This window comes from Halobacillus litoralis, from assembly GCF_020524085.2.
Taxonomy (GTDB): domain Bacteria; phylum Bacillota; class Bacilli; order Bacillales; family Halobacillaceae; genus Halobacillus; species Halobacillus litoralis_E.
On record NZ_CP129016.1, the window covers coordinates 1,679,945 to 1,703,353 of the forward strand.

General features: G+C 45.4%; 19 protein-coding genes and 2 pseudogenes. All 21 read left to right on the forward strand.

The window, feature by feature from the left end:
- The first annotated feature begins 10 nt into the window (after positions 1-10).
- The 21 genes and pseudogenes from LC065_RS08440 to LC065_RS08540 all read left to right on the forward strand — a co-directional run bounded on the left by LC065_RS08440 (position 11) and on the right by LC065_RS08540 (position 23,331).
- Positions 11-874 (forward strand): branched-chain amino acid ABC transporter permease, encoded by an 864-nt coding sequence (locus LC065_RS08440; RefSeq protein WP_226592242.1) that lies wholly within the window; start codon positions 11-13, stop codon positions 872-874.
- Entirely contained in the window at positions 875-1,903 is a 1,029-nt protein-coding gene (locus tag LC065_RS08445; RefSeq protein WP_226592240.1) for a branched-chain amino acid ABC transporter permease, read from the forward strand. It abuts the gene before it with no gap.
- Positions 1,900-2,671: pseudogene (locus LC065_RS08450) on the forward strand (ABC transporter ATP-binding protein). Before LC065_RS08445 ends, LC065_RS08450 begins: the two are co-directional and overlap by 4 nt.
- Entirely contained in the window at positions 2,664-3,371 is a 708-nt protein-coding gene (locus LC065_RS08455; protein WP_226592236.1) for an ABC transporter ATP-binding protein, read from the forward strand. The pseudogene LC065_RS08450 and the gene LC065_RS08455 overlap by 8 nt, the downstream one beginning before the upstream one ends.
- 51 nt (positions 3,372-3,422) lie before the next feature.
- Positions 3,423-4,646: an ABC transporter substrate-binding protein gene (locus LC065_RS08460; RefSeq protein WP_226592234.1), complete on the forward strand. Its 1,224-nt coding sequence runs from the start codon at positions 3,423-3,425 to the stop codon at positions 4,644-4,646.
- A gap of 355 nt (positions 4,647-5,001) precedes the next feature.
- The gene (locus tag LC065_RS08465; protein ID WP_226592232.1) at positions 5,002-6,210 is read left to right on the forward strand and encodes an acyl-CoA dehydrogenase family protein; all 1,209 of its coding nucleotides are present in this window, start codon (positions 5,002-5,004) and stop codon (positions 6,208-6,210) included.
- Between the two features lie 159 nt (positions 6,211-6,369).
- Positions 6,370-7,605 (forward strand): hypothetical protein, encoded by a 1,236-nt coding sequence (locus tag LC065_RS08470; protein ID WP_306163891.1) that lies wholly within the window; start codon positions 6,370-6,372, stop codon positions 7,603-7,605.
- 26 nt (positions 7,606-7,631) lie between these two features.
- Positions 7,632-9,308: a sigma-54 interaction domain-containing protein gene (locus LC065_RS08475; RefSeq protein ID WP_226592228.1), complete on the forward strand. Its 1,677-nt coding sequence runs from the start codon at positions 7,632-7,634 to the stop codon at positions 9,306-9,308.
- Positions 9,309-9,310: 2 nt separating this feature from the next.
- Positions 9,311-10,219 carry a ketopantoate reductase family protein gene (locus LC065_RS08480; protein WP_226592226.1) on the forward strand — a complete coding sequence of 303 codons (909 nt, stop codon included), beginning with the start codon at positions 9,311-9,313 and terminating at the stop codon, positions 10,217-10,219.
- 315 nt (positions 10,220-10,534) lie between these two features.
- A complete protein-coding gene (locus LC065_RS08485) occupies positions 10,535-11,683 on the forward strand; it encodes an acyl-CoA dehydrogenase family protein (protein ID WP_226592224.1) in 1,149 nt (382 codons plus the stop codon).
- Between the two features lie 48 nt (positions 11,684-11,731).
- Positions 11,732-13,696: a TRAP transporter permease gene (locus tag LC065_RS08490; RefSeq protein WP_226592223.1), complete on the forward strand. Its 1,965-nt coding sequence runs from the start codon at positions 11,732-11,734 to the stop codon at positions 13,694-13,696.
- Positions 13,697-13,717: 21 nt separating this feature from the next.
- Entirely contained in the window at positions 13,718-14,725 is a 1,008-nt protein-coding gene (locus tag LC065_RS08495) for a TAXI family TRAP transporter solute-binding subunit (RefSeq protein ID WP_226592221.1), read from the forward strand.
- Between the two features lie 19 nt (positions 14,726-14,744).
- A complete protein-coding gene (locus LC065_RS08500) occupies positions 14,745-16,388 on the forward strand; it encodes a long-chain-fatty-acid--CoA ligase (RefSeq protein ID WP_226592219.1) in 1,644 nt (547 codons plus the stop codon).
- Positions 16,363-17,229, forward strand: a complete 867-nt coding sequence (locus tag LC065_RS08505; protein WP_226592217.1) for a 3-hydroxyacyl-CoA dehydrogenase family protein — start codon at positions 16,363-16,365, stop codon at positions 17,227-17,229. The genes LC065_RS08500 and LC065_RS08505 overlap by 26 nt, the downstream gene beginning before the upstream one ends.
- A 14-nt stretch (positions 17,230-17,243) precedes the next feature.
- Positions 17,244-18,506, forward strand: a complete 1,263-nt coding sequence (locus tag LC065_RS08510) for an adenine nucleotide alpha hydrolase family protein (RefSeq protein ID WP_226592215.1) — start codon at positions 17,244-17,246, stop codon at positions 18,504-18,506.
- A 5-nt stretch (positions 18,507-18,511) separates the two neighbouring features.
- Positions 18,512-19,357, forward strand: a complete 846-nt coding sequence (locus LC065_RS08515; protein WP_226592806.1) for a 3-hydroxyacyl-CoA dehydrogenase family protein — start codon at positions 18,512-18,514, stop codon at positions 19,355-19,357.
- Between the two features lie 17 nt (positions 19,358-19,374).
- Complete coding sequence (locus tag LC065_RS08520; protein WP_226592213.1) at positions 19,375-20,526, forward strand: acyl-CoA dehydrogenase family protein; 1,152 nt, start codon at positions 19,375-19,377, stop codon at positions 20,524-20,526.
- Positions 20,527-20,537: 11 nt separating this feature from the next.
- A pseudogene (locus LC065_RS08525) lies at positions 20,538-21,723 on the forward strand (thiolase family protein).
- 66 nt (positions 21,724-21,789) lie between these two features.
- Positions 21,790-22,137, forward strand: coding sequence for a PaaI family thioesterase (locus LC065_RS08530; protein ID WP_306163892.1), 348 nt, complete (start codon positions 21,790-21,792; stop codon positions 22,135-22,137).
- Entirely contained in the window at positions 22,137-22,916 is a 780-nt protein-coding gene (locus LC065_RS08535; RefSeq protein ID WP_226592206.1) for an enoyl-CoA hydratase/isomerase family protein, read from the forward strand. The genes LC065_RS08530 and LC065_RS08535 overlap by 1 nt, the downstream gene beginning before the upstream one ends.
- 13 nt (positions 22,917-22,929) lie before the next feature.
- The gene (locus LC065_RS08540; protein ID WP_226592204.1) at positions 22,930-23,331 is read left to right on the forward strand and encodes a PaaI family thioesterase; all 402 of its coding nucleotides are present in this window, start codon (positions 22,930-22,932) and stop codon (positions 23,329-23,331) included.
- Positions 23,332-23,409 lie beyond the last annotated feature (78 nt).

Consider the following 23,409-nt stretch of genomic DNA (forward strand, 5'->3'; position numbering starts at 1 on the left):
GAGAAGTTGAATGGACATTTTAACTCAGCAGCTTTTCAACGGATTGACGATCGGCAGTGTCTACAGCTTAGTCGCTCTTGGATTGACCCTGGTCTACGGCATCTTGCATATCCCTAACTTTGCCCATGGAGCATTATATATGCTTGGTGCGTACATTACGCTGACGATGATGCTCCTCTGGGGAGTTCATTATTGGATGGCGATGGCCGTCTCTGTTTTAGTTGTCGGATTACTTGGTGTGTTGATGGACAGGCTTGTTTTCCACCCGCTTCGGAATGCTCCTCCGATTCATGATAAGATCGCAGCCATTGGAATTCTGCTGTTCTTAGAAGCTTTTGCCCAGCTGATCTGGGGGGCTGATTATCGTACGATGGAGACTCCTTACGGGCAGGTCATTGACATCTTCGGCATGACCGCAACAACGCAACGGGTGCTCATAAACATTGGAGCCATAGCTGTCATGATCCTCCTGTATTTGTTCCTGAAGAAAACTTACATCGGATCCACCATTATTGCGATGGCACAGAACCGGGAAGGAGCTCACTTGGTCGGCATTAACACGAACAAAGTAGCCATGTTGACCTTCATGATTTCCGGTGGGCTCGCTGCTATTGCCGCATCACTTTCTGCACCGATCAACCTCGTATTTCCCGGGATGGGACATCTGGTCATATTGAAAGCTTTCGTCATCATTATTCTCGGCGGCATGGGCAGTGTACCTGGTGCTATTTTAGGCGGTTACATTCTTGGATTTACAGAAAGCCTTGGAGCTACTTATATTTCCAATGACTATAAAGACATCATCGCCTTCGTTCTGCTCATCGTCATTCTATCCATTAAGCCAAAAGGGCTGTTCTCGAGGGAGGGTTTTTAATTGGGGTCACTACTGAAAAACAGGGGATGGGTGATTGGCGCTCTGACTGTTGCGATCCTATTTCCATTTGTTCTTCCGAATGCCTACTTCCTTCACATACTAACCCTTGCTTTTATATGGATGATCGCCGTGTACGGCTTAAACCTGTTAGCTGGTTATACGGGGTACCTTTCCCTTGCACACGCTGGCTTTTTTGCAATCGGAGCCTACGCTTTAGGATTACTAACTGTCAAAACTGAAATCAACTACTGGCTCGCACTCGTTGCCGCTTGTTTGATTACCAGTGCGATCGGAGCGGTTGTGGGATTGGTCGCTTTAAGGACGAGGGAGCACTTTTTTGCCATCTATACGTTATGTGTCGGTTACATCATTTATCTGGTTATTGATAAATGGGATGGCTTGACGGGTGGTGTACGAGGGTTGATCGGAATTCCGGTTCCTTCAAATATCGGCCCCTTGTCTTTTGAAACCCCTCTTTCCCAGTACTATCTTGTATTGTTTTTCCTGATCTTCACGGTGCTTGTTATGTACCGAATCGTCCATTCTCTTACAGGGCGTACGTTTATCGCTATTCGTAATAGTGAAGATTTAGCTCAAACCATTGGCATTTCCACAATGAAAAACAAACTGTTGGTTTTTGTCCTCTCCACTTTCTTTGCAGGCTTAGCCGGTGCGTTATATGCGTCGTTCATCCGCTTCATCGGTCCTGACATCGGCTACATCACCATCATTTTCGACCTTCTAACCTATTTGTTAGTCGGCGGTATCGGCACCCTTGCAGGACCGATCGTTGGTACGTTCCTCATCGTTGCTGTTTCCCAGTCCCTTCAATTTCTGCAGGATTACCGTATGCTCATCTTTGGCCCACTGCTCACTTTGCTGATCATTTTCTATCCGCGTGGCATTGTTGGTGCTTATTATGATTGGCGGATGAAACATTCAGCGAAAAAAGTGAAACGGACCAGGAAAGAACAGAGCTATTTTGAATCCGAAACCGTAGACTCTGAGAAAAAGGTCAAGGAGGGATGAGTGTGCTCATTGAAACGAAAAAACTGACGAAAAGATTTGGAGGGAATGTTGCGGTCAATGAGGTGGATTTCACTATTGAAGAGGGGAAGATCAATGCGATCATCGGTCCGAACGGCGCTGGGAAATCCACTTTCTTCAACCTCCTCAGTGGCTCTTATACACCATCGGCAGGTCAGGTTATCTACAAAGGAAAAGACATTACCAAGTTACCCCCCTGACCGCATCGCCAAACTTGGGGTGGCCCGAACGTTTCAGACGACGAACCTGTTTGAACAATCCACGGTTCTTGATAACGTCATTGTCGGCCACCGCCTGCGGACCAAATCGAATCTGTGGGATGCGGTTCTACGGACGAAACGATTTGCAAAAGAAGAAAAAAAGTGCCGGGACAAGGCGATGGAAGTGCTTGATTTCGTTGATTTAACGCATGTGATGAACCAGCAGGCAGGGAGCATCACCCAGGAAGAGAAGAAGCGGGTGGCGTTTGCTCTCGCTCTTGCCACAGATCCCGAGGTCGTTTTCCTTGATGAACCAACGGCAGGCATCAATCCAGGGGAAACAGAGGGATTGGCGTACTTGATGGAAAAGATGGTCAAAAGAAAAATTACGGTCTGCCTGATTGAACACAAAATGAAGATGATCATGAAGCTTGCTGATAAGATCATGGTTCTGAATTACGGGGAGAAAATCGCCGAAGGTACGTCGGAACAAATCATGAATGATCCAGCTGTCATTGAAGCGTATCTAGGAGGGGATGCGAGTGCTTGAGTTATCCAACGTTTCCGTAAAGTACGGAGGGTTTTCGGCTGTTGAGAATATTGATATTCATGTTGAAAAAGGGGAGCTGGTCGTCCTGTTAGGGTCGAATGGTGCCGGGAAAAGTACAACGTTCAATGCTATCAGTGGTCTTCAAAAACCGAGTACCGGAACGATCACCTTTGAAGGTTCTTCCATCCATGGAAAAGCTCCGGATAAAATCGTGCAATCAGGCATTGTGCAGTGCGCCGAGGATCGGAAGCTGTTTCCTCAGATGACCGTCAAGGAAAATTTAATCATGGGAGGGTATGTACACAGGAGAAAGCGCAAGCAGGTCAACCGGTCCTTGGAAGAAGCCTTTGAACTGTTTCCCATCCTATATGAAAAGAAAGATGATGCGGCTGGTTCCTTAAGTGGAGGGCAGCAGCAAATGCTTGCCATTGGAAGAGCACTGATGTCAAAACCGAAGCTGATGCTGCTTGATGAACCTTCCATAGGGCTTGCACCCTTGATTGTGGAGCAGATGTTTGAAGTCATTCAAAAGATTAATAAAGATGGAACCACTGTCCTTCTGGCTGAACAAAATGCCTTTGCCGCTTTAAAAATTGCTGACAGAGGCTATGTATATGAGAGTGGATCCATTGTTGTCAAAGGATCATCGGATGAACTGCTCGCTAATGATACGGTTCGGAAAGCTTATATTGGTGCTTAAAGAGTGTGGGGACGTTTTACAAGAAAACACCAAACCATGGGAGGATCTCAAATGAACTATTTAAAAGTGTCGGCTTTTTTAATGGTACTGGCTGTTTTACTGGTAATGAGCGGTTGTATCGATAATCCATCGAATCAAGCTTCCAGTGAAGGTGAAAATCAAACGGAATCAGAAGCTCCTGAAGTGGAAGAAGGCGAAGAAGTGGTAAATATCGGCTATAGTGGTCCTTTAAGCGGTCCGGCGGCTTACTACGGAGAAAGGACGTTAAACGGACTTACAATGGCGGTGGAAGAAATCAATACCAATGGTGGGTTCGAAATAGATGGACAAACCTATAAATACAACCTGGTTTCTTTGGACGACAAATATCTGCCGAATGAAACGGCGGCCAATGCCAAGCGTTTATTACAGGAAAACGACACGCCCATCATTTTCTCGCCTCACAGTGGAGGCATTAAGGCGATGCAGGTGTTCAATGAACAGGAGAATTTTTTAATCGCCGCTTATACGAGTGAACCAGCAGTAACAGAAGAAGGGAACGCATTGACGGTCCGTATTCCACCAAGCTATGCCGGTTATTTGGACCCATTCACCAGCTATGCGATGGAAAACCACGGTACGAAACTAGCCGCACTACCTACAGCTTCTCAGTATGGAAAAGACTGGACGGAAGCACTAGTTCCATATTGGGAAGAACAAGGTGGGGAAGTCGTTTATAACTCTTCCATCGATTTTTCCAAAGATACCGACTTCTTTACTCTCGTCACCAATGCCCTGAAGGAAGATCCAGACGTGCTGTTTATCGGAGGCCCCTCAGAACCGACAGCGAAAGTGGCGAAGCAGGCAAGAGAGCTAGGGTTTGAAGGTGGATTCATCGTTATGGATCAGGCGAAGCTTGATGAAATGCAAAGTGTCACGGGATCTTATGAACAGTTGGAAGGGTCTGTAGGTGTAACGCCTCTTATTCATTCCGAGTACCCAGGTACCGATCAATTTATTGAAAAGTATAAGGAGAAATATGGCGAAAATCCTGGATCTGAAGCAGGTTATCACTACGTAGCTATGAATGCCTTTATGGAAGCGATGAAAGCAGCAGGAACGGTTGATGACCCTGAAGCCATCCGTTCCCATATGCAGGACGGTCTCGATGCTCTGCCGGAAGAAAAACAAGTGTACACGATAGAGGAAATCGGGGAAAATGGAGGTTTTTCCACTGCTCTGCGTATCGCAGCCGTCGAGGGTGGAGAAGTCGTTACGATTGATGTTGAAGAGTAAAAGGTTCAAAAGTCTGATTAGACAGAAAATTATAAAAAGTATATAATAATAGAAGAACATTCACATCTAGAAAGATGGACTCTTTCATGACCCGTGAATGACGCCGATGGCATGATCATGAACTTTAAATAACTGAGAATCTATGCCCCCGCATAAGCAGTGAGGGATATACGTAGATCAGAGCCAGTTATATCAAGATTTCTTTGATATGGCTGGCTTTTGTTTTGGGAATACAAGCGAAAAGTTGATAGAAGACAGCAGATTCCTTTTAGATGACATAGGGAAGCTCTTAGGCTTATGGGAAAACAAACCTAAACGTTCAAAGAATGATAGAAATTAATTGGAGGGGTGCAAATTGAACTTTGAATTGTCACAAGAACAGGAAATGGTCAGGCAAGTGGTGCGGAAATTCGTAGATCGGGAGATTCAGCCGTATATTCAGGAATGGGACGAACAAGGCCACTTTGAATCTTCTATTATGAAACGGTTGGCGGACCTTGATTTAATGGGCGTCTGTATTCCAGAGCAGTACGGCGGGAGCGGCATGGATTATAATACGCTGGCAATCGTTTGTGAGGAGCTTGAACGTGGGGACACGGCCTTTCGGACGGCTGTTTCCGTCCATACAGGTTTAAACAGCATGACGCTTCTACAATGGGGAAATGAAGCTCAAAAACAAAAATACCTCATTCCTCAGGCAAAAGGAGAAAAGGTGGGAGCCTTTGGTCTGACAGAACCCGGGGCAGGCTCTGATGTTGCTTCACTAAAGACCACCGCTGTCAAAGAAGGGGATCATTATATTTTAAATGGTCAGAAAACGTGGATTTCCCTTTGTGATCATGCCGATTACTTTCTCGTTTTTGCCTACACGGATAAAAGTGCTGAACATAAAGGTATTTCTGCTTTTATCGTGGAACGCACCATGCCCGGGTTTACATCGAAAGCCATCAAAGGGAAATTAGGAATCCGTGCTGGAAATACCGGGGAGCTGTTCTTTGATCAGGTGAAGGTTCCTGAAGAAAACCTGCTGGGAGAAGAGGGGGAAGGCTTCAAAATTGCGATGTCGGCTCTGGATAATGGACGCTTTACAGTAGCGGCCGGGGCCTGTGGTCAAATCCTCGCCTGCTTGGAAGAAAGCGTCAAGTACTGCCATGAAAGGGAAACGTTTGGAAAAGAAATAGGAAAGCATCAGTTGGTTAAGCAGATGATTGCAAAGATGGAAGCCGGGTACCAAATGTCGCGTCTTCTTGTCTTTAAGGCAGGGGAGTTGAAGAATCAAGGAAAGAGAAACACAAGGGAAACATCCCTTGCCAAGTGGCAGGCATGTGATTTTGCCAATGAGGCTGCCAATGATGCCGTTCAAATTCACGGCGCTTATGGGTACTCCGATGAGTACCCGGTTGAAAGATTCCTGAGAAATTCGAAGGCGCCTGTCATTTATGAAGGTACAAGGGAAATTCACACGGTTATGCAGGCGGATTATGTTCTTGGATATCGGTCCGATAAACCTTTATCCAAGGGACTACCGGCATGGCCCTATGCGCAGCTGAAGGAAGAAGTGTAACGATTTCAGATGAGGAGCGGCTTTTGGAAACCAAGTTTGATCCTTGCCATGTGCGGCACATACCTGTTCTACTTTTTTATTCCTTTCCCTCCCGTATTTATCTTATTGTCTGTTTTCTGTATGCTGGTTTATTTTTTTAGTGTTCTGGAAGTAAAAGGAATGGCGAAGGTAGTTACGTTGACCTTGTTCGTCTTAGCTTTAGTGATTAATGGTATGACCAAACCTCAGCCAGTAATCACAAGTCTTGAAGGCATTCAACAGAACCTGCCTCTCTTAGCTTTGATTTTGCTTGTTCCACTGCTTTCCATCCCACTAAGAGCGGGAGGATACTTTCATTCTATTAAATTTTTCATGGAAAAATGGGAAGACCGACCGAGACTTGCTTTTTTTGGTCTATCCAGTTCGCTGGCGTTGATCAGTCCTATTTTGAATATGGGTTCTGTGAAAATTGTTCACGAAATGGTAGAAGAGCTTAAGATCAACCCTGTCATTCTTGGTAAATCCTACTTGATAGGATTTACCTCTTCCATGCTCTGGTCTCCGTACTTCGCGTCTGTAGCCATCGTCCTATATGAGGTAGGGGGGCAATTCAATCAATATATCGCTCTGGGTTTGACGGCAGCTCTCATACAGTTGGTGATAGGAAATTTGTTGTTCAGGCATTCATCGAAGAAGATGGAACATGGTAAGGAGATATTGGATAAAGGAGTAAAAGCAGGCGAGAAAGATGATAGGGAAGAAAAAGCTCATTATAAAAATTTGTGGAAAATATTTTTAATGATTCTCAGCATGATTGTCTGCCTCCTCCTCTTAGAATATGTAACGCACATCTCTATGCTGACGCTGGTCAGCCTGATTGCTGTGATCGTGCCGATTGCCTGGGCTATACTCTTTCATAACTGGGGGCGGCTCCAGCAAGAGTTTAAAGGATACCTTGAAAAAATCGCAGTCATGAACCACGAAATCACATTGTTTTTAAGTGCTGGTTTATTCGGATTAGCCATTAGAAATACAGCTTTTTCCGCTTACCTGCAATCCTTTTTGCTGTGGAATGCGGAACAATCGTTGTTATTTTTTGTCCTCGTCATATTTATAGTGGTTCTGCTCTTTGCACTGATGGGAATCCACCAAATTGTGGTGATTCCGATTTTAGCCAGTCAGGTGTCTGGTATTGATTTAGGTTTCTCTCCAGAATTTCTTGCGCTTATTTTCATTATGTCCTGGTCCCTCTCCGCGGTGTTGAGTCCGTTAAATGCAATTAATATTATTGTCAGTCACTGTTTACAAAGAAGTGGTTTAACCATCGGATTCCGCTGGAACGGGACGTATATTATCAGTATCATCAGTGTGCTGATCGCGGTCATAGCCTTTTATGGGCTGACAGGTCACTTATAGTTGAAAAAAAAAGAGGCGGTGAACCAATGATTCTCATAGATTTAGTCGATCAAATCCCCTTTCCTGCAATGATTCTTGACAGGGAAGAACGTGTGCTGTCTTTTAATGAGAAAATTAAAGCTGGGATGTCCAGAGGATCTCATGTGAAGGAAATCTTTCCTTCGTGGGACATGAAAGCAGATTCAAAACTAGTATCAGCGGAAAATGGAGATAGGCGTTATGTCTTTATGAAAAGTCCAATGGAAGAAGAATGCGATCTATTCATTGGAACAGAAACATCCGAGATCTCTGCCTTGAAAAATGAAAATGAGGACTTAAAGAAGTTGACCCGTGAACTTGATGCGATCATAGAAAATTCCTATGATGGCATCTATATCACGGATCATAAAGGAATCACCTGGAAAACCAACTCAGCTATTGAACGAATCACCGGCATTCCGAAGGAGTATTACATAGGCAAGAATGTAGATGCCCTGATCAATCGGGGCATTCTGAAAAGTTCCGTCACCCATCGTGTGGTCAAACAGAAGAGAACCGTCTCACTCGTTCAAGAGAATTATGAAGGAAAGGAAACATTGATTACAGGGGCGCCTGTGTTCAATGACAACGGAGAAGTGGAGAAAGTCGTTACGAATATCAGGGACCTTTCTGATTTGAATGAACTGCAGACAAAGCTGAGCAGAATGAATCAGTTGAACGACAAATACAAAAAAGAGTTGGACCTGCTAAAAAATCGGAATTCAAAGATGGACGGTGTGGTGGTCAACAGTGAATCCATGAGAATGATCTATGATACCGCTGAACGGATTGCTCATGTCAACGCCACGGTATTGATTCTGGGAGAAACAGGGGTAGGAAAAGATATCCTTGCCAAATATATTTACTCGGAAAGTGCTCGTTCCAAAGAAGGGGACTTTATCAAGATCAACTGTGGGGCTATTCCTGGAGATCTGCTCGAATCTGAGCTCTTCGGTTATGAACAGGGGGCTTTTACGGGTGCCAATCGTCAGGGGAAGGCTGGAATGTTTGAATTGGCAGATAAGGGTGTTCTTTTTCTGGATGAGGTCGGAGAACTGCCGTTAATGCTCCAAGTTAAACTTTTAAGAGCTTTGCAGGAGAATGAAATTCAACGTATTGGAGGAACAAAGCCGAGGAAAGTCGATGTGAGAATCATAGCTGCCACCAACCGTGATTTAAAAGAGATGGTCCGGGAAGGTGAATTCCGTGAGGATCTGTACTATCGCCTGAATGTGCTTCCGATCTCCATTCCACCCTTAAAAGATCGACGTGATGACATTCTTCCACTGATTGATTTGTTTCTCAAACAAGTGAATAACCGATACGGGATGAACAAGCGGGTGGATTCCAATCTGCACGATTTCTTTTTCTCTTATGACTGGCCGGGAAATATACGGGAGCTCTCCAATTTAATTGAACGACTGGTCGTGACCACACCAGAGGATTTGCTGAAGGCCGAACATCTGCCTCCGGAATATCAGGAGACAAAGCACACAGCGATCGCACCGAATTCTGTTGTCCCCTTAAAAGAAGCTGTGGAGCTTACAGAATCAAGAGTCTTGGAACTAGCTGCCTTTAAGTATAAAAACACCTATGAAATAGCGAAAGCATTAGAGACGAGTCAACCTACAATCGTCCGAAAACTGAAGAAATATAACATACAAGTATCTAGAGGAGAGGAATAGTTATGAACATAGCGGTTGCAGGAGCTGGTGCTGTTGGGTGCTACTTTGGAGGCAGGCTTGCGAAAACGGGTTATGATGTGACGTTTTTAGCGAGAGGGGGACATTTGGATGCTATGCAAGAGAATGGACTCAGGATTAAAGAAGAGGCTGAGGAGTATATCATCGAGGGCCGGTTTACGGACGATATCCATGATCTTTCGGAAGCGGACCTCGTATTGTTTTGTGTGAAATCTAATGATACAAAGAGGATGGCCGATGCGTTACAACCCATTCTGAAAGAAACAGCGGCTGTCATGACCTTGCAGAATGGTGTAGAAAACGAAGAAATCCTCGAAGAAGTATTTGGTGCAGCGCGTGTTCTATCAGCTGTCACCTATGTCCAGTCATCGGTTGTGTCTCCAGGTGAAATAAAACAACAAGGAAGAGTTAAATTAGTCATTGGTTCTCTCTCATCACAGACAGACCTTTCTCCTATCATCGACCTTTTACAAGAAGCAGGCGTGGACTGTGGAGAATCAAGTCATATTATGAGTAGAAAATGGAATAAGTTGATGTGGAATGCAACGTTCAATCCACTCTCTGCGGTTTCTGGTGCACGTGTGGGAGAGATTCTTGAAGATGAACAGCTGTATAAAACAGCAAGAAAGATCTGTGAGGAAGTGGTAGAGGTTGGGATTCATAAAGGACTTCCGATTGATCCTGAAACGACCATATCCAAAATTTTCTCCCATGCTGAATTTGCAAAGCAACACCAGACGTCGATGCTGCAAGATCGCCTTAGTGGAAAGCCTATGGAAGTAGAGGCGATGTGTGGTTACATAAAAAGGCAGGGAGAGATTCTCGGGGTTGAAACGCCTGCGAATCAATCGATCTATAGTGTGTTGAATTATATGAATCAAAAACTGATGTGAAGCTTGAGGATCTTCCTCCATATAGTTCACAGGGTCTGTGCTGTGTTTGATTCAAGAATGAATCGCTCCATACAAATACGAATCAACAGATTCCAACAAAACTCCCGATTGATTCATTTGTGAATCAAAAGCTATAAAACAAGGTTTATACATTTTTACATTTTGTTACCCCATATAAAAAATATTAAACGAATGAATCCCCTGAGAGTCTGCTTTTGCAGACTTTTTTTATTGGAATTTTATTATGATCGATAGAATTGGCATGGAAATTGCGTGTATATAAGTGTAGACCAAATCATGAAAGGGTGTTTTGAAATGAGCGTAACGATTGCAGATGAAATAGAACAAATGAAAGTGATGATCCGAAATTTTGTGGAAAACGAGGTAGAGCCATACGCTCAACAAATCGAAGACGAAGATGCCATTCCTCCTCACCTGGTAGACAAAGCTAAAGAATTGGGATTGTTTGGAATGAGCATTCCGGAAGAATATGGCGGAATCGGTTTAAATACAGTCGGAAAAGCCGTTGTATTAGAGCAATTAGGCAGAACACACAATGGATTTGTCTCTTTAATCAGCGCACACACAGGGATTGGGAGCACAGGTTTGGTTAAGCTTGCTTCAGAATCTTTGAAGCAAAAGTATTTGCCTGAGATGGCCACCGGAGAAAAAATTGCAGCTTTTGCCTTGTCCGAACCGGGGGCAGGATCAGATGCAACGAATTTGGCGACACAGGCAGAGAAGAAAGGAGATCATTGGGTCGTCAATGGGACGAAACACTTCATTACGAACGCACCTGTAGCAGACGTATTCACTGTTTTTGCTCTAACGGACCGTGAAAAAGGAGCCAAAGGGGGCATTACAGCCTTCTTGATCGAGAAGGACTTTCCGGGACTGATTGTAGGAAAGAAAGATAAAAAAATGGGGCTGAGAGGTTCCTATACGGCTCAAGTCATCTTTGAAAACTGCATCGTTCCAGAAGAGAACGTCATCGGGGAAGTAGGGATGGGATACATTAATGCCTTGAGAATTTTAGGAGAGGGACGGATTGGACTTGCTGCAAGAGCGGTAGGATCCTGTGACAAGCTGATTGAATTATCAGCGGGTTATGCCAAGGAACGCATCCAGTTTGGAAAGCCGATTGCAGATAACCAGGCTATTCAATGGATGTTAGCCGATATGGCTACGGAAACAGAAGCGGCCCGAACGCTAACGATGATGGCTGCAGAAAAAGTGGACGCCGGTAAAAAAGTCATCAAGGAAGCCTCGATGACCAAGCTGTTCGCTTCTGAAGTCTTCAATAAAGTTGCAGATAAGGCTGTACAGATCCATGGTGGGATCGGCTATATAGGGGAATACCCTGTAGAACGTTTTTACAGAGATGCCAGAATCACAAAAATATACGAAGGAACAAATGAAATCCAACGACTTCTCGTAGCTAGAAAAGTGTTGGAAGAAAATTAAACCCCTTTTTGTAAGCCTTTTCAATAAAGGGAGTTGGAGGTGAACGTTATGAATCGCCAATCAATAAAGACTGAAAAACTGGACACAACCATTACAGAAAAGCCCGCTTACGTGGAAACACTGTGGCAGGAGCGGAAGGAACAGTGGAATGCTCCGAGGTTTTTCATTCTGATTATCAGTCTGCTTGCCATCGGCTTGTCCATTTTCCATGTGTACACAGCAGGTTTCGGTACATTGCCATCCTGGCAGCAGCGGAGTGTTCACGTCTTATGGGCATTGCTTCTGATCTTTATGTTGTTCCCTTTTAGAAAAGGGAAGAAGTTCGGGGTGATGGACGTTTTGGTTGTTCTGATCACTTTAGTCACCGCTTATTACATGATTTCAGGAGCGGAGATGATTCAAAGCCGGCAAGGCAATATCAATCAGAGTGACGTCATTTTCGGAACTATTTTTATTGCTCTTGTCCTGGAAGCCACACGAAGGACCAATGGGATTCTGATGTCCCTGATCGGCTTGTTCTTCATTGCCTACATCTTCTTAGGCCGGTATTTCCCAGGAGCTCTTGCTCATCCTGGCGTGCGCTATGAGAAGATGGTGGATCATATGTTCAATGGGACCTTGGGAATATTCAGTGCTCCTATATATGTCAGTTCCACTGTGCTCATTTTGTTTGTCATTTTCGGTTCCTTTCTAATGAAGTCAGGGGGCGGCCAGTTTTTTACAGATTTTGCTTTTGGATTGTTCGGTAATAAAACTGGTGGTCCTGCGCTTTCGGCTGTAGGTTCCAGTGCGCTGGTCGCTACCATTACAGGAAATGGAGCGGCAAACGCAGCGATTACAGGTTCCTTTACGATTCCTTTAATGAAAAAACTCGGCTACAGCAAAAGGTTTTCAGCAGCAGTTGAAGCCGTGGCGTCACAGGGAGGGCAGATCATGCCGCCGATCATGGGGGCTTCTGTCTTCATCATGGCTGAGACGATTGGAATTCCTTATATCCAGATTGCCCTCTATGCACTCATCCCGGCGGTCGTCTACTTTTTTATTGCTGGCATGGTCGTGTACTTTCATGCCAAACGTTTAAAGATGGAAGGTATTCCTAAAGAACAGTTGCCTGATCTTAAAGCTGTTCTATTGAAGCAAAGCTATTTGTTTCTACCGATTCTATTAATCATCGGTCTGATGATTTATGGATACAGTCCAATGAAATCCGGGTTCTATGCCATTTTAGCCACTGTTCTGCTGAGTTGGATTCGGAGTGCTACTCGAATGAGCCTGCTCGATATCCTGGCAGCGCTTGAAAATGGAGCGAGAAACGCCCTTGTCGTAATCGCTGCCTGTGCAACTGCCGGAATTATTGTGGGTGCTGTTTCTTTAACGGGGCTTGGCATCACGTTTTCGAGGTTTGTCATTGATGTCGCAGGTGGATCTCTGATTTTACTGCTCGTTTTGGTAGCAGGGGCCTCCATCATCATGGGTATGGGCATGCCGACCGTCTCTGCCTACGTCATTCTTGCTGTTTTGGGAGCACCGGCGTTAATGGATTTAGGGGTGAACGTCGTCGCTGCGCATATGTTCGTGTTCTACTTTGGCGTGTTATCCGGATTGACTCCACCTGTGGCTATTACGGCTTATACGACAGCTGGCATAGCCGGATCAAACCCTACAAAGACCGCACTCTATGCGATAAAAATCGGATTGGGTGGATTTTTTATTCCTTTCCTCTTCGTCTATAATCCTGAGTTACTTCTACAAGGGGGAGATACCACACGGATTGTCATTGCTGTTTCAAGTGCGTTCTTAAGTTGTTTGTTTTTCGCAGGGGCACTGGAAAATTATTTTCTCGGCTCGTTACACTCCTTGAAAAGGCTGTTGTTGTTTGCGAGCGCTATCTTGTTAGTGATGCCAGGTTTAATGGGTGACTTGATCGGTCTTGCCCTCGTCATCTTTCTAATCATCTGGCAGAAAAGAACCACATCCTATGTGGCTGAAAACTCGAAGCAAATGAGTGGATAACTCAAGAAGGGTGGATATTGAATGAAGAAATATATGGGATTTCTATTGATCGTATTGTCTTTCGCCTTAGTCGCGTGTGGGAGCAGTGATGAAACGTCTGGTGATTCCTCTGATCAACCATCTGCACCGGACAAATTTTTGAAGATTGGAAGCGGTCCAATGGGGTCTGGATGGTATCCGATTACGACCGTTATGTTGGATGTTTACATGGATGGGTTTTCTGGACTGAATGTCTCTCAGGTGGAAGGTGGTTCAACGGCGAATCTGAAGTCTCTGGAAGTCGGAGATATTCAATTAGGTCTGAACTATACTTCTGATTTCACTGCCGCCTTAGATGGCAGCGGGGGTTTTGATGAACCGTTGAGCCAGCCGGCTGCCGTAGGGGCTTTGTATCCGGTTTATCAAACGATTGCCACGACGACTGATCATGAGGATATCAATAAAATTGAAGATATTGTTGATCAGCACATTTTTCTTGGTCCAAAAGGAGGCGGGGGACCCGTTGCGTTCTGGAACATGATGGCGGAGTACGGAATCAATGAAGAAACCATCAATGAAGCAGGAGGGGAGATCTCTTACGGAAACTATTCGGATGGAGCTTCGATGCTAAAAGATAACAATGTGGATGTTTTTGTTGGAGGTGGTGCTCCATTCATTCCAGCCCTGCAGGAAATAGAAATCACCAAACCTATTAAAGTCCTTCCTATTGATGAAGACAAGCTGAAAAGCATTGAGGAAAAGGGAATCGGGATTTCTTCGGGCGACATTCCAGCAGATACTTACAAAGACTTGAGTGAACCTGTTCCTACTTACACGATGGTTACGATGATGACAGCCCGGAAAGATCTGGATGAAGAGTATGTGTACAACATGACGAAAATGTTCTGGGATAACATCCCGGCCTTCGAAGATCAAATTCCGGGAAGAGCCGCCCACTTTACGGTGGATACGGCATTGGATGGGATTGATCCGGAATCCCTGCATCCAGGTGCTGAGAAATATTATAAAGAAGTCGGAGAACTAGAGTAATAAGGAGGGAGGAGTCAGATTGAAATCTTTTGAGAATCGGAAATGGTACGAGTTTTATAATCCTGAAATGAAAAGAGAGTTGACCTTTCCCGAAGTTCCTTTGTATAAGCTATTGGATCAAACCGCGGCCCAATATGGAAAACGAACGGCCGTTATATTTGAAGACCATGAAATGACTTATGAGGAATTAAAAGATCAAGTGGACCGGTTAGCTGGGGCGTGGGATGTCCTGGGGTTTGCTAAAGGCGAGCGTATTGGCCTGATGCTCTCCAACCATCCTGAATATATCATCGCTTATTATGCTGCTCAAAAGCTTGGGTTGATCGTGGTGCAAATTAATCCCCGGTACACGGCAAGGGAACTTTTGCAAATCATGGATGACTCTGAGATGAGTTATTTAATTACAGAGAAAGAACAATTCCCGATGGTTGAAGAACTCAAAGAGATGAAAGAGTTGAAGCATTTATTAGTAGCTGGAGGGAGCAGCGATGATCAAAGGTCCTTGGCTCACTTGATCCAACGTGCCGCTCCTATAACAAGAGACGTGGAAATTTCTATGAAAGAGGATGTCGCGGTCATTCAGTACACAGGAGGCACGACAGGAAAGATGAAAGGGGCTATGCTTACTCACCATAATTTAGTCGCTAATGTCGTGCAAAGTTATGCCATGTATGGAGAGAAAATGGTGAGAGGCGAAGAAATGGTTTTAACAGCCACCCCTCTCTATCATGTTTACGCGATGACGAGTGCGATGAATCTGGGAATCTATATCGGCGCAACAAATCTATTAATACAAAAATTCCTCGTTGAAGATGTATTGGAAAAAATCAAGAAGTACCAGCCGACGTTTTTCCCTGGAGTTCCCGGGATGTATAACGCTTTCGTCAATCATCCGGACGTAGAAAAATACGGCTTGGACTGCTTGAAGTTTTGTTCCAGTGGTTCTGCTCCGCTCCCCATAGAGATTATTAAGCGGTTTGAAAGTTTAACAGGAGCTGTTATTGGAGAGGGGTTCGGTTTAACAGAAGCTTCCCCCTCCACGCATCGAAATCCTACCAGCGGGGTGAGGAAAGTGGGCAGTATCGGGATTCCACTTCCCGGGACCGATAGTAAAGTGGTGAACGAAGATAATCAGGAACTCCCGGAGAACAGTGTGGGGGAACTGGTCATCAAAGGCCCGCAGATTATGAAAGGGTATTGGAGGAAGGAAGACGAAACGAGCCATGCTCTCAGAAACGGTTGGCTTTACACGGGGGACTTAGCGATGACGGATGAAGACGGCTATTTCTATATTGTCGGTCGGAAAAAAGAAATGATCATCAATGGCGGTTTCAACATTTACCCGCAGGAAATTGAAAGCGTTTTATATGAACATCCAGATGTCAAAGAATCAGCGGTTATAGGGATACCCCATAAGGAAAAAGGGGAAATCGTTAAAGCTTATGTTGTAGCTAAGGAAGGACATGATCTTGATTTAGAAGAGTTAAAGGGTCACTGTTACCGCAACTTAACCCGCTATAAAGTACCGAAGGAATTTGTGGTTACCCATGAGCTGCCAAGAAACACGGTCGGGAAACTGCTGAAACGTAAGCTTGTGGAGGAAGAAAAAAGAAAACGATTGAAGGAGGAGACCACGGATGGAATCCAACAATCCTATTCATAAAGTGGCTGTGATCGGCGCCGGAGCGATGGGATCGCAGATTGCTATGGTCTGTGCTTTGCAAGGTCATCCTGTCTATTTGAATGACCTAGATCCTCAGCAATTAAAGCAGGCTGAAATTGAGCTTAAAAAAAGAATGGAGCGAAGCGTCGAAAAGAAACGGCTGACAGAGGAGCAAGTACACGAAGCTTTTCACCGACTGGAGCTTGGAACAGAACTTTCACACATCCACGATGCAGATCTGGTCATTGAAGCGGTCGTGGAGAAGCTGGAGGTGAAGAGGGACCTATTTAAGAAATTAGATGAAGTAACGGCTCCTCATGCCATTCTTGCAACGAACAGTTCGACGATCGTCAGTTCTAAGATTGCCGATGTGACCACGCGTCCTGAGCGGGTATGTAATCTCCATTTTTTCAACCCACCACTGATCATGGAACTTGTTGAAGTGGTGAAAGGGCCGCACACATCGGAAGAAACAGCCGAGAGAGCATTCCAGTTTATTGAAGGGATCGGTAAAACCCCGGTCATGCTTCAAAAAGAAATTTCCGGATTTATTGCGAATCGCATTCTTGGAAAGCTGATGGATGAAGCCGTCTACTTACTGGAGAATGGCTATGCCACACATGAAGAAATCGATAAAGTTTGTACAAAAGCATTGAACCATCCCATCGGACCTTTTTCATTGATGGATCTGACGGGCATCGATGTGAATTACTTTGTCCGTATGCAGCGTTATGAGGAGACCGGAAACGAGAACGATCGACCGGCAAAAATTGTGGAAGATAAAGTGAAAAAAGGAGAGCTTGGACGTAAAACTGGACAAGGCTTTTACCAATATACCTGAACAGGAGGATCATCATGAAGCAATTTGTCCTCATCGATTCTGTAGTAGATTCAAAAGATAACCTGACGACAAAAGAGAAAGGGCTTATGGGGGGCAGAGGGTCGAATACGCTTCATCCTGACGATGCGTACGCCGTTGAAGAAGCCGTTCGTTTAAAGACCAAACATGGTGGAAAAGTAACGGCCCTTTTTTTAGCTGAAGATGCCACAGAATATCCCATTCCCAAAGTGCGAGATTTGGGGGTGGATGAAACGGTTTGGTTGAAGAAAGAGACTTGGCATGAGGATGTATTTACAACCGCCTCCATGCTCTCCGAATATTTAAAAGAAGAAGAGGCGGATTTGATTCTTACAGGGTCCGATGTCTGGGGGACGATGATCGCTGAATTATTAGAAATTCCATCGGTTACGCGTGTGCTGGATATGGACATACGGAGAGGGGATGCTTTTTTAAAACGGAAAATAGAGGAGGAAGAGGAATGGATGAAAACTTCCTTCCCTCTCTTAATCACTCCTCCCCCTCAAGTTGGTGAAGCGGAAAGCACTTCTATAAAGAGATTGAAAACAGCCGTTCAAAACACAGAAGTTAAATTGGATCATCGTTTGAAAGGAGAACATTCTGTCCGTAGGGATGCTGGTGGAGTTTCCCGGGCTTCATATGGGAGTGATCAGACGTTACAGAATATTCTTATTGTCGGAGAAATCCAGAAAAATCAACGGGAGCAATGTTCGTGTGAAGCCATCGCTGCTGCTGAAAAAATGGTAGGAGACGGCGAGGTCACTGCTGTTTTGATGGGCGAGGACGTTCATGCTTTTTCAAAAGAGATGATGGCTTATGGTGCTGACGGTGTTTTGGAAATCAATCACCCGTTATTGGAGAACGGTACACCGGACAGTTATGCGCAGGCTCTTTTTAAGGTGTTGGATGATTACTCCTTTGATGGGATCGTTTTTCCTGATTCCCCGTTCGGCAGAGAGCTTGCCGCCCGGGCAGCTGTAAGGATGAGGTCTGAACCTATGACCGGGGTGACAGATATCGAGAGACTGGATGATGGTGTTGAATTTACGATTCTGTCTTCCCAACGAAAGAGTAAGGAAGAGAAAGTCAACGGTGAAGCATTGGGGGTTTTCACCATCCAATCGGGTTGTTTTACTCCTGGGATTAAGGAAGAACAGAAAGGGTGGAAGCGCTTGGTGAAGATGGAGATTGAAGATTTGAGAATGGAGAGGGTGGATGTTACAGACCTTTCCTTTGAGTATGAGAGGGCTGGTGTATAAAAATGATCCAGAATATCAGTGTCATTGGAGCAGGAACGATGGGCAGAGGGATCGCGTTTGCTTGTGCTCTTTCCGGTCTAGAGGTATCTGTCCAGGATAAATTCGAAGAAAGCATAGAAGGTTGCAAGGATTACATCACTAAACAATTCGATAAAAGTATAGAAAAAGGAAAGCTTTCGAGACAGGAAGCAGAGGAAAGGAAGGAGAAGATCCGGTATTTTCAGGAACTAGAGAGGGCTGTCCGTCAAGCCGATCTCGTCATTGAAGCTGTTACAGAGGTGATGGAATTAAAAGTGGACACCTTCAAGGAATTGGATCTCTATGCTCCTGCGGATGCGATTCTTGCTACTAATACATCCACGATGAGTCCTACTGAAATATCGGCTCAGACATCAAGGCCCGATCGCTGCATTGCCCTCCATTTTTTCAATCCTGTACCAAAAATGAAATTGATTGAGGTCATCTGTGGGTTGGAGACCTCTGAACGAACCATTGAAGAGTCGTTCCACTTTGGAGCATCGATTGGGAAAGAGTGCGTGAAAATCAATGAATTTCCAGGCTTTGCTGTCAGCCGCATGAACTGTCTGATCGGTAATGAAGCCATGAACATGGTTATGGAAGGTGTAGGGTCCGTTGAGGACATTGATAAAGCCATGAATCTCGGTCTGAATCACCCCATGGGTCCACTCGAATTGGCCGACTTAGTGGGGTTGGATACAAGACTTCGTAATATGGAATATCTCCATAAAACGCTGGGAGAAAAATACCGTCCATGTCCGATCTTAACGAAGTATGTGAAAGCAGGGCACTTGGGCAAGAAGACAGGTAAAGGATTTTATACGTATTCCTAATGAAGGGAGAGGAAGATATGAACTTTCAACTAGATGAAGAAATTGAATTCCTGAAAAAGAATGTGCGTGATTTTGTCCAGACAGAAGTAGAAGCGGCGGCGATGGATATTGAAAAAGAGGATAAAATCCCCGACCGGATCATTGAAATGTCCAAAGAGATGGGGCTGTTCGGACTTAGTATTCCAGAAGAGTATGGGGGCCTTGGGATCGGGATGGTCGGCAAGTGTGCTCTATATGAAGAAATCGGTGCCACTCATAATGGATTTACCACTTTGATTGGTGCTCATACGGGAATAGGCACCGTCGGAATTGTGGAACTCGGAAATGAACAACAGCAGCAAAAATATCTGCCTGCGCTTGCGCGTGGGGACTCGATCGGAGCTTTTGCCCTGACAGAGCCAAGTGCCGGATCTAATGCCACGAACCTCAAAACAACGGCAGAAAAAAGGGGCGGCACATACATTCTGAATGGAACGAAGCACTATATCACCAATGCAACAGTCGCTGACGTCTTTACAGTCATGGCTGTGACAGATGCCAGTAAAGGAGCGAAAGGCATCACCTCTTTTATTATTGAAAAAGATTTTCCGGGTTTCAAAGTGGGGGCGGTCGAGCCGAAGATGGGCTTGCATGGCTCTCACTCTGCTGAAATTATTTTAGAAGATTGCGAGGTTCCCGCTGAGAACGTATTGGGAGAAGAAGGACAGGGGTATGTGAACGCGCTTAAGATTCTCGCCAATGGAAGAGCTGGTTTAGCAGCAAGGAATCTGGGATCCTGCCAAAAGCTGCTTGATTTATCCATGCAGTACACGCAGGAACGTGAACAGTTCGGTGTTCCAATCATTGAACACCAGGCCGTCGCTCATATGGTTTCTGAAATGGCCGTCGAAACAGAAGCCCTAAGGTCGTTTACTTACCGCGTCGCCTGGATGGTCGATCAGGGGAAAAAGGTGATCAAAGAAGCGGCCATGCTCAAACTCTATGGCTCGGAAGTCTATAATCGGGTAGCGGATAAGGCCGTACAGGTCCACGGAGGAATCGGGTATATTTCCGACTATCCAATTGAACGTTTCTTCCGGGATGCCCGTATCACCCGAATTTATGAAGGTACATCTGAAATACAAAAAAATATCATATCCAGCCAACTGAAGAAAGAATACGCTCTTTAAGGAGGATGAGAATGAACGAAGAAATTGTCATTGTAAGCGCTGTACGTACACCCATCGGTCGTTATGGAGGTGCCCTGAAGAATGAATCATCCGGGCACCTGGCTTCCATTGCCATTAAAGAGGCTGTGCATCGTGCTGGAATAGCTTCTGAACAAGTGGATGAAGTCATTATGGGAGAAGTCCGGCAGACCACAGAGTCCTCGAATGTAGCCAGAGTCGCTGCTCTGAGAGCAGGGATTCCTGAATCATCACCAGCCTATACGATCAATCGCCTATGTGCATCCGGGATGCAGTGCATCGCTTCCGGGGCTCAGCAAATTATTTTTGAACAAGCGGACATTGTCGTTGCTGGTGGGACGGAGAGCATGAGTCGTTCGCCGATCTATCTTAGAAACTCAAGGTTTGGCGGTGACCGAACCCAGTTGGTAGATTCCAATACAGAAGCAGGTCAGCAACCCAAAGAAATATATGGGAACAACCTTGGAATGGGCATCACAGCCGAAAATGTGGCTGTCCGTTATGAGGTGACAAGAGAAGACCAGGATGCTTTTGCTATCGAGAGTCAGAGGAGGGCTGCCCGCGCAATCGAAGAAGGCAGATTTAAAGATGAAATCGTCCCTGTTGAGGTAAAAGATAAGAAGTCTTCATGGACATTTGAGGTCGATGAGCACCCTCGTCCGAATACCACATTAGAGAAGCTCTCCCATTTACGGTCTGCTTTCAGGGATAACGGGACCGTAACGGCTGGGAATGCGTGTGGTAGAAATGACGGGGCAACGGCTCTTGTTCTCATGCGGGCATCAAGAGCAAGGGAGCTAGGACTGACTCCGCTCGCAAAAATCGTCGACTGGGCAACGGCGGGTGTATCTCCAGAATTAATGGGCATCGGCCCCGTACCAGCTGTAAAAAAAACTTTTGGAAAGAACCAATAAATCCGTAGAGGAGATTGGGTTGGTGGAGCTGAATGAAGCCTTCGCTTCTCAATCCTTAGCTGTCATCCGTGAATTAGGATTGGACGAGGATAAGGTCAATGTCAACGGTGGAGCCATTGCGCTTGGACACCCTGTCGGTGCAAGCGGGGCAAGGATCGTAACCACCCTTTTACATGAAATGAAAAAAAGAAAAGAACAGCTTGGGGTTGCAACCTTGTGCGCTGGTGGCGGCCAGGGAATGGCGATCATGGTTGAACAAATGTAGGCGGGGGAGGCTTTTTCATGAGGGATTATTCAGCTTTTTTTCGCTCACATCGGGTTCAGCAAACATTTGGATGAGGAACAACGCGTCATCCTTGAGCTGCCACTTACCGCTGAGGTCTTGAATGAGGATGGAACCGTTCCAGCGGGCTTGTTCTCAACCATGCTGGACATTGTCATTGGATCGACGATTGGAGAAGAATTACAACAACCGACGAGTACGGTCAACTTGAACATGAACTATTTTGACTTGTCGGATAGAGGCCCCTATACCTCTTACGCATGGGTTACCCATCAGAGTGGAAAAACCGTGGTCGGTGAAGGGGTTGTGGAAGATTCTGATCAGCGTGTGGTAGCAAAGGGATCGGGGACCTTTAAAGTACTGGCTGAAGAAACAAAGAAGAAAGGAAGATCATGATGGCATTAGAAAATATTGAATATGTAAGAGAAGGGCAACTCGGTTTCATTACCATCAATCGCCCGGATGTACGTAATGCGCTTAATAAGCAGACTTTGGATGAGATCGAGGAAGCGCTTGACCGCGCCTCGGCCGACAGGGAAGTAGGCGTCGTTATTTTTACGGGAAAAGGGGACAAGTCCTTCGCAGCTGGAGCAGATATCAACCAGTTGACAGAAAAGACGGCTGTGGATGCTTTGCAGGGGAATGGAATGCAGGACATCTATAATAAAATCGAAAGCTTTGAAAAGCCTACAATCGCCATGATTAATGGTTATGCCCTCGGTGGCGGCTGTGAATTAGCGATGAGTTGTGACATTCGAGTTGCTTCTACCAATGCCAAGTTAGGTCTCCCGGAACTGAACCTTTCCATTATACCGGGAGCAGGGGGGACCCAGAGGCTCGCGCGCCTAGTCGGCAAAGGAAAAGCATTGGAGATGATCTTGACCGGTAAAATCATTGATGCAGAAGAAGCGCTTCAATACGGTCTCATTACGGAGGTGGCCTCACCCGAAAATTTACTAGATAAGGTGAGAGAGGTAAGTGAAAAGATCCTTTCTAAAGGGCCATTGGCCGTGCAGCTCGCTAAGCTCTCTGTTCATATGGGTACAGAAACGGACCTGAAAACAGGTCTTATGCTGGAAAAACTTTCGCAAGCCGTCTTGTTTAATTCGAAAGATAAAAACGAAGGGACGAAAGCCTTTCTTGAAAAGAGAACGCCTGTTTTCAAAGGTGAATAAAGGAGGCGGAAGCGTGCAATCATTAGAGGAAGTTAAGAAGAGTTTTGAAGAGAGTCCATTTTTTAGTCATGTCGGGTTTGTTATTTCCCGTTTCAATGAAGGAGACGTCCTACTGACCCTCCCCATTCGTGAGCACTTGTATAATGTGAACGGTACATTGCATGGAGGAGTGCATGCCACCATGATTGATTTAGTTTTAGGAATGGCGATACGTTCTAAAACAAGGACCCGGTGTACGACCATGAATTTGAACATGAATTATCTGGCTCCTGCACAAGGGGGAGAAATTTATGCTACAGGGAAAATCATTCAGGAAGGATACAAAATTGTTACGGCTGAGGGTGAATTGCGGGATCAGAGCGGAAAGATGCTGGCCAAAGGAATCGGGACCTTCAAATTGATAAGAGATGAATAGAAGGAGGGCGGACCTGGTTAAGGCCCGCCCTCCCTTTTGGCTTTATACCGGCTGGCTCCAGCTGTGTAGAGCGAAACC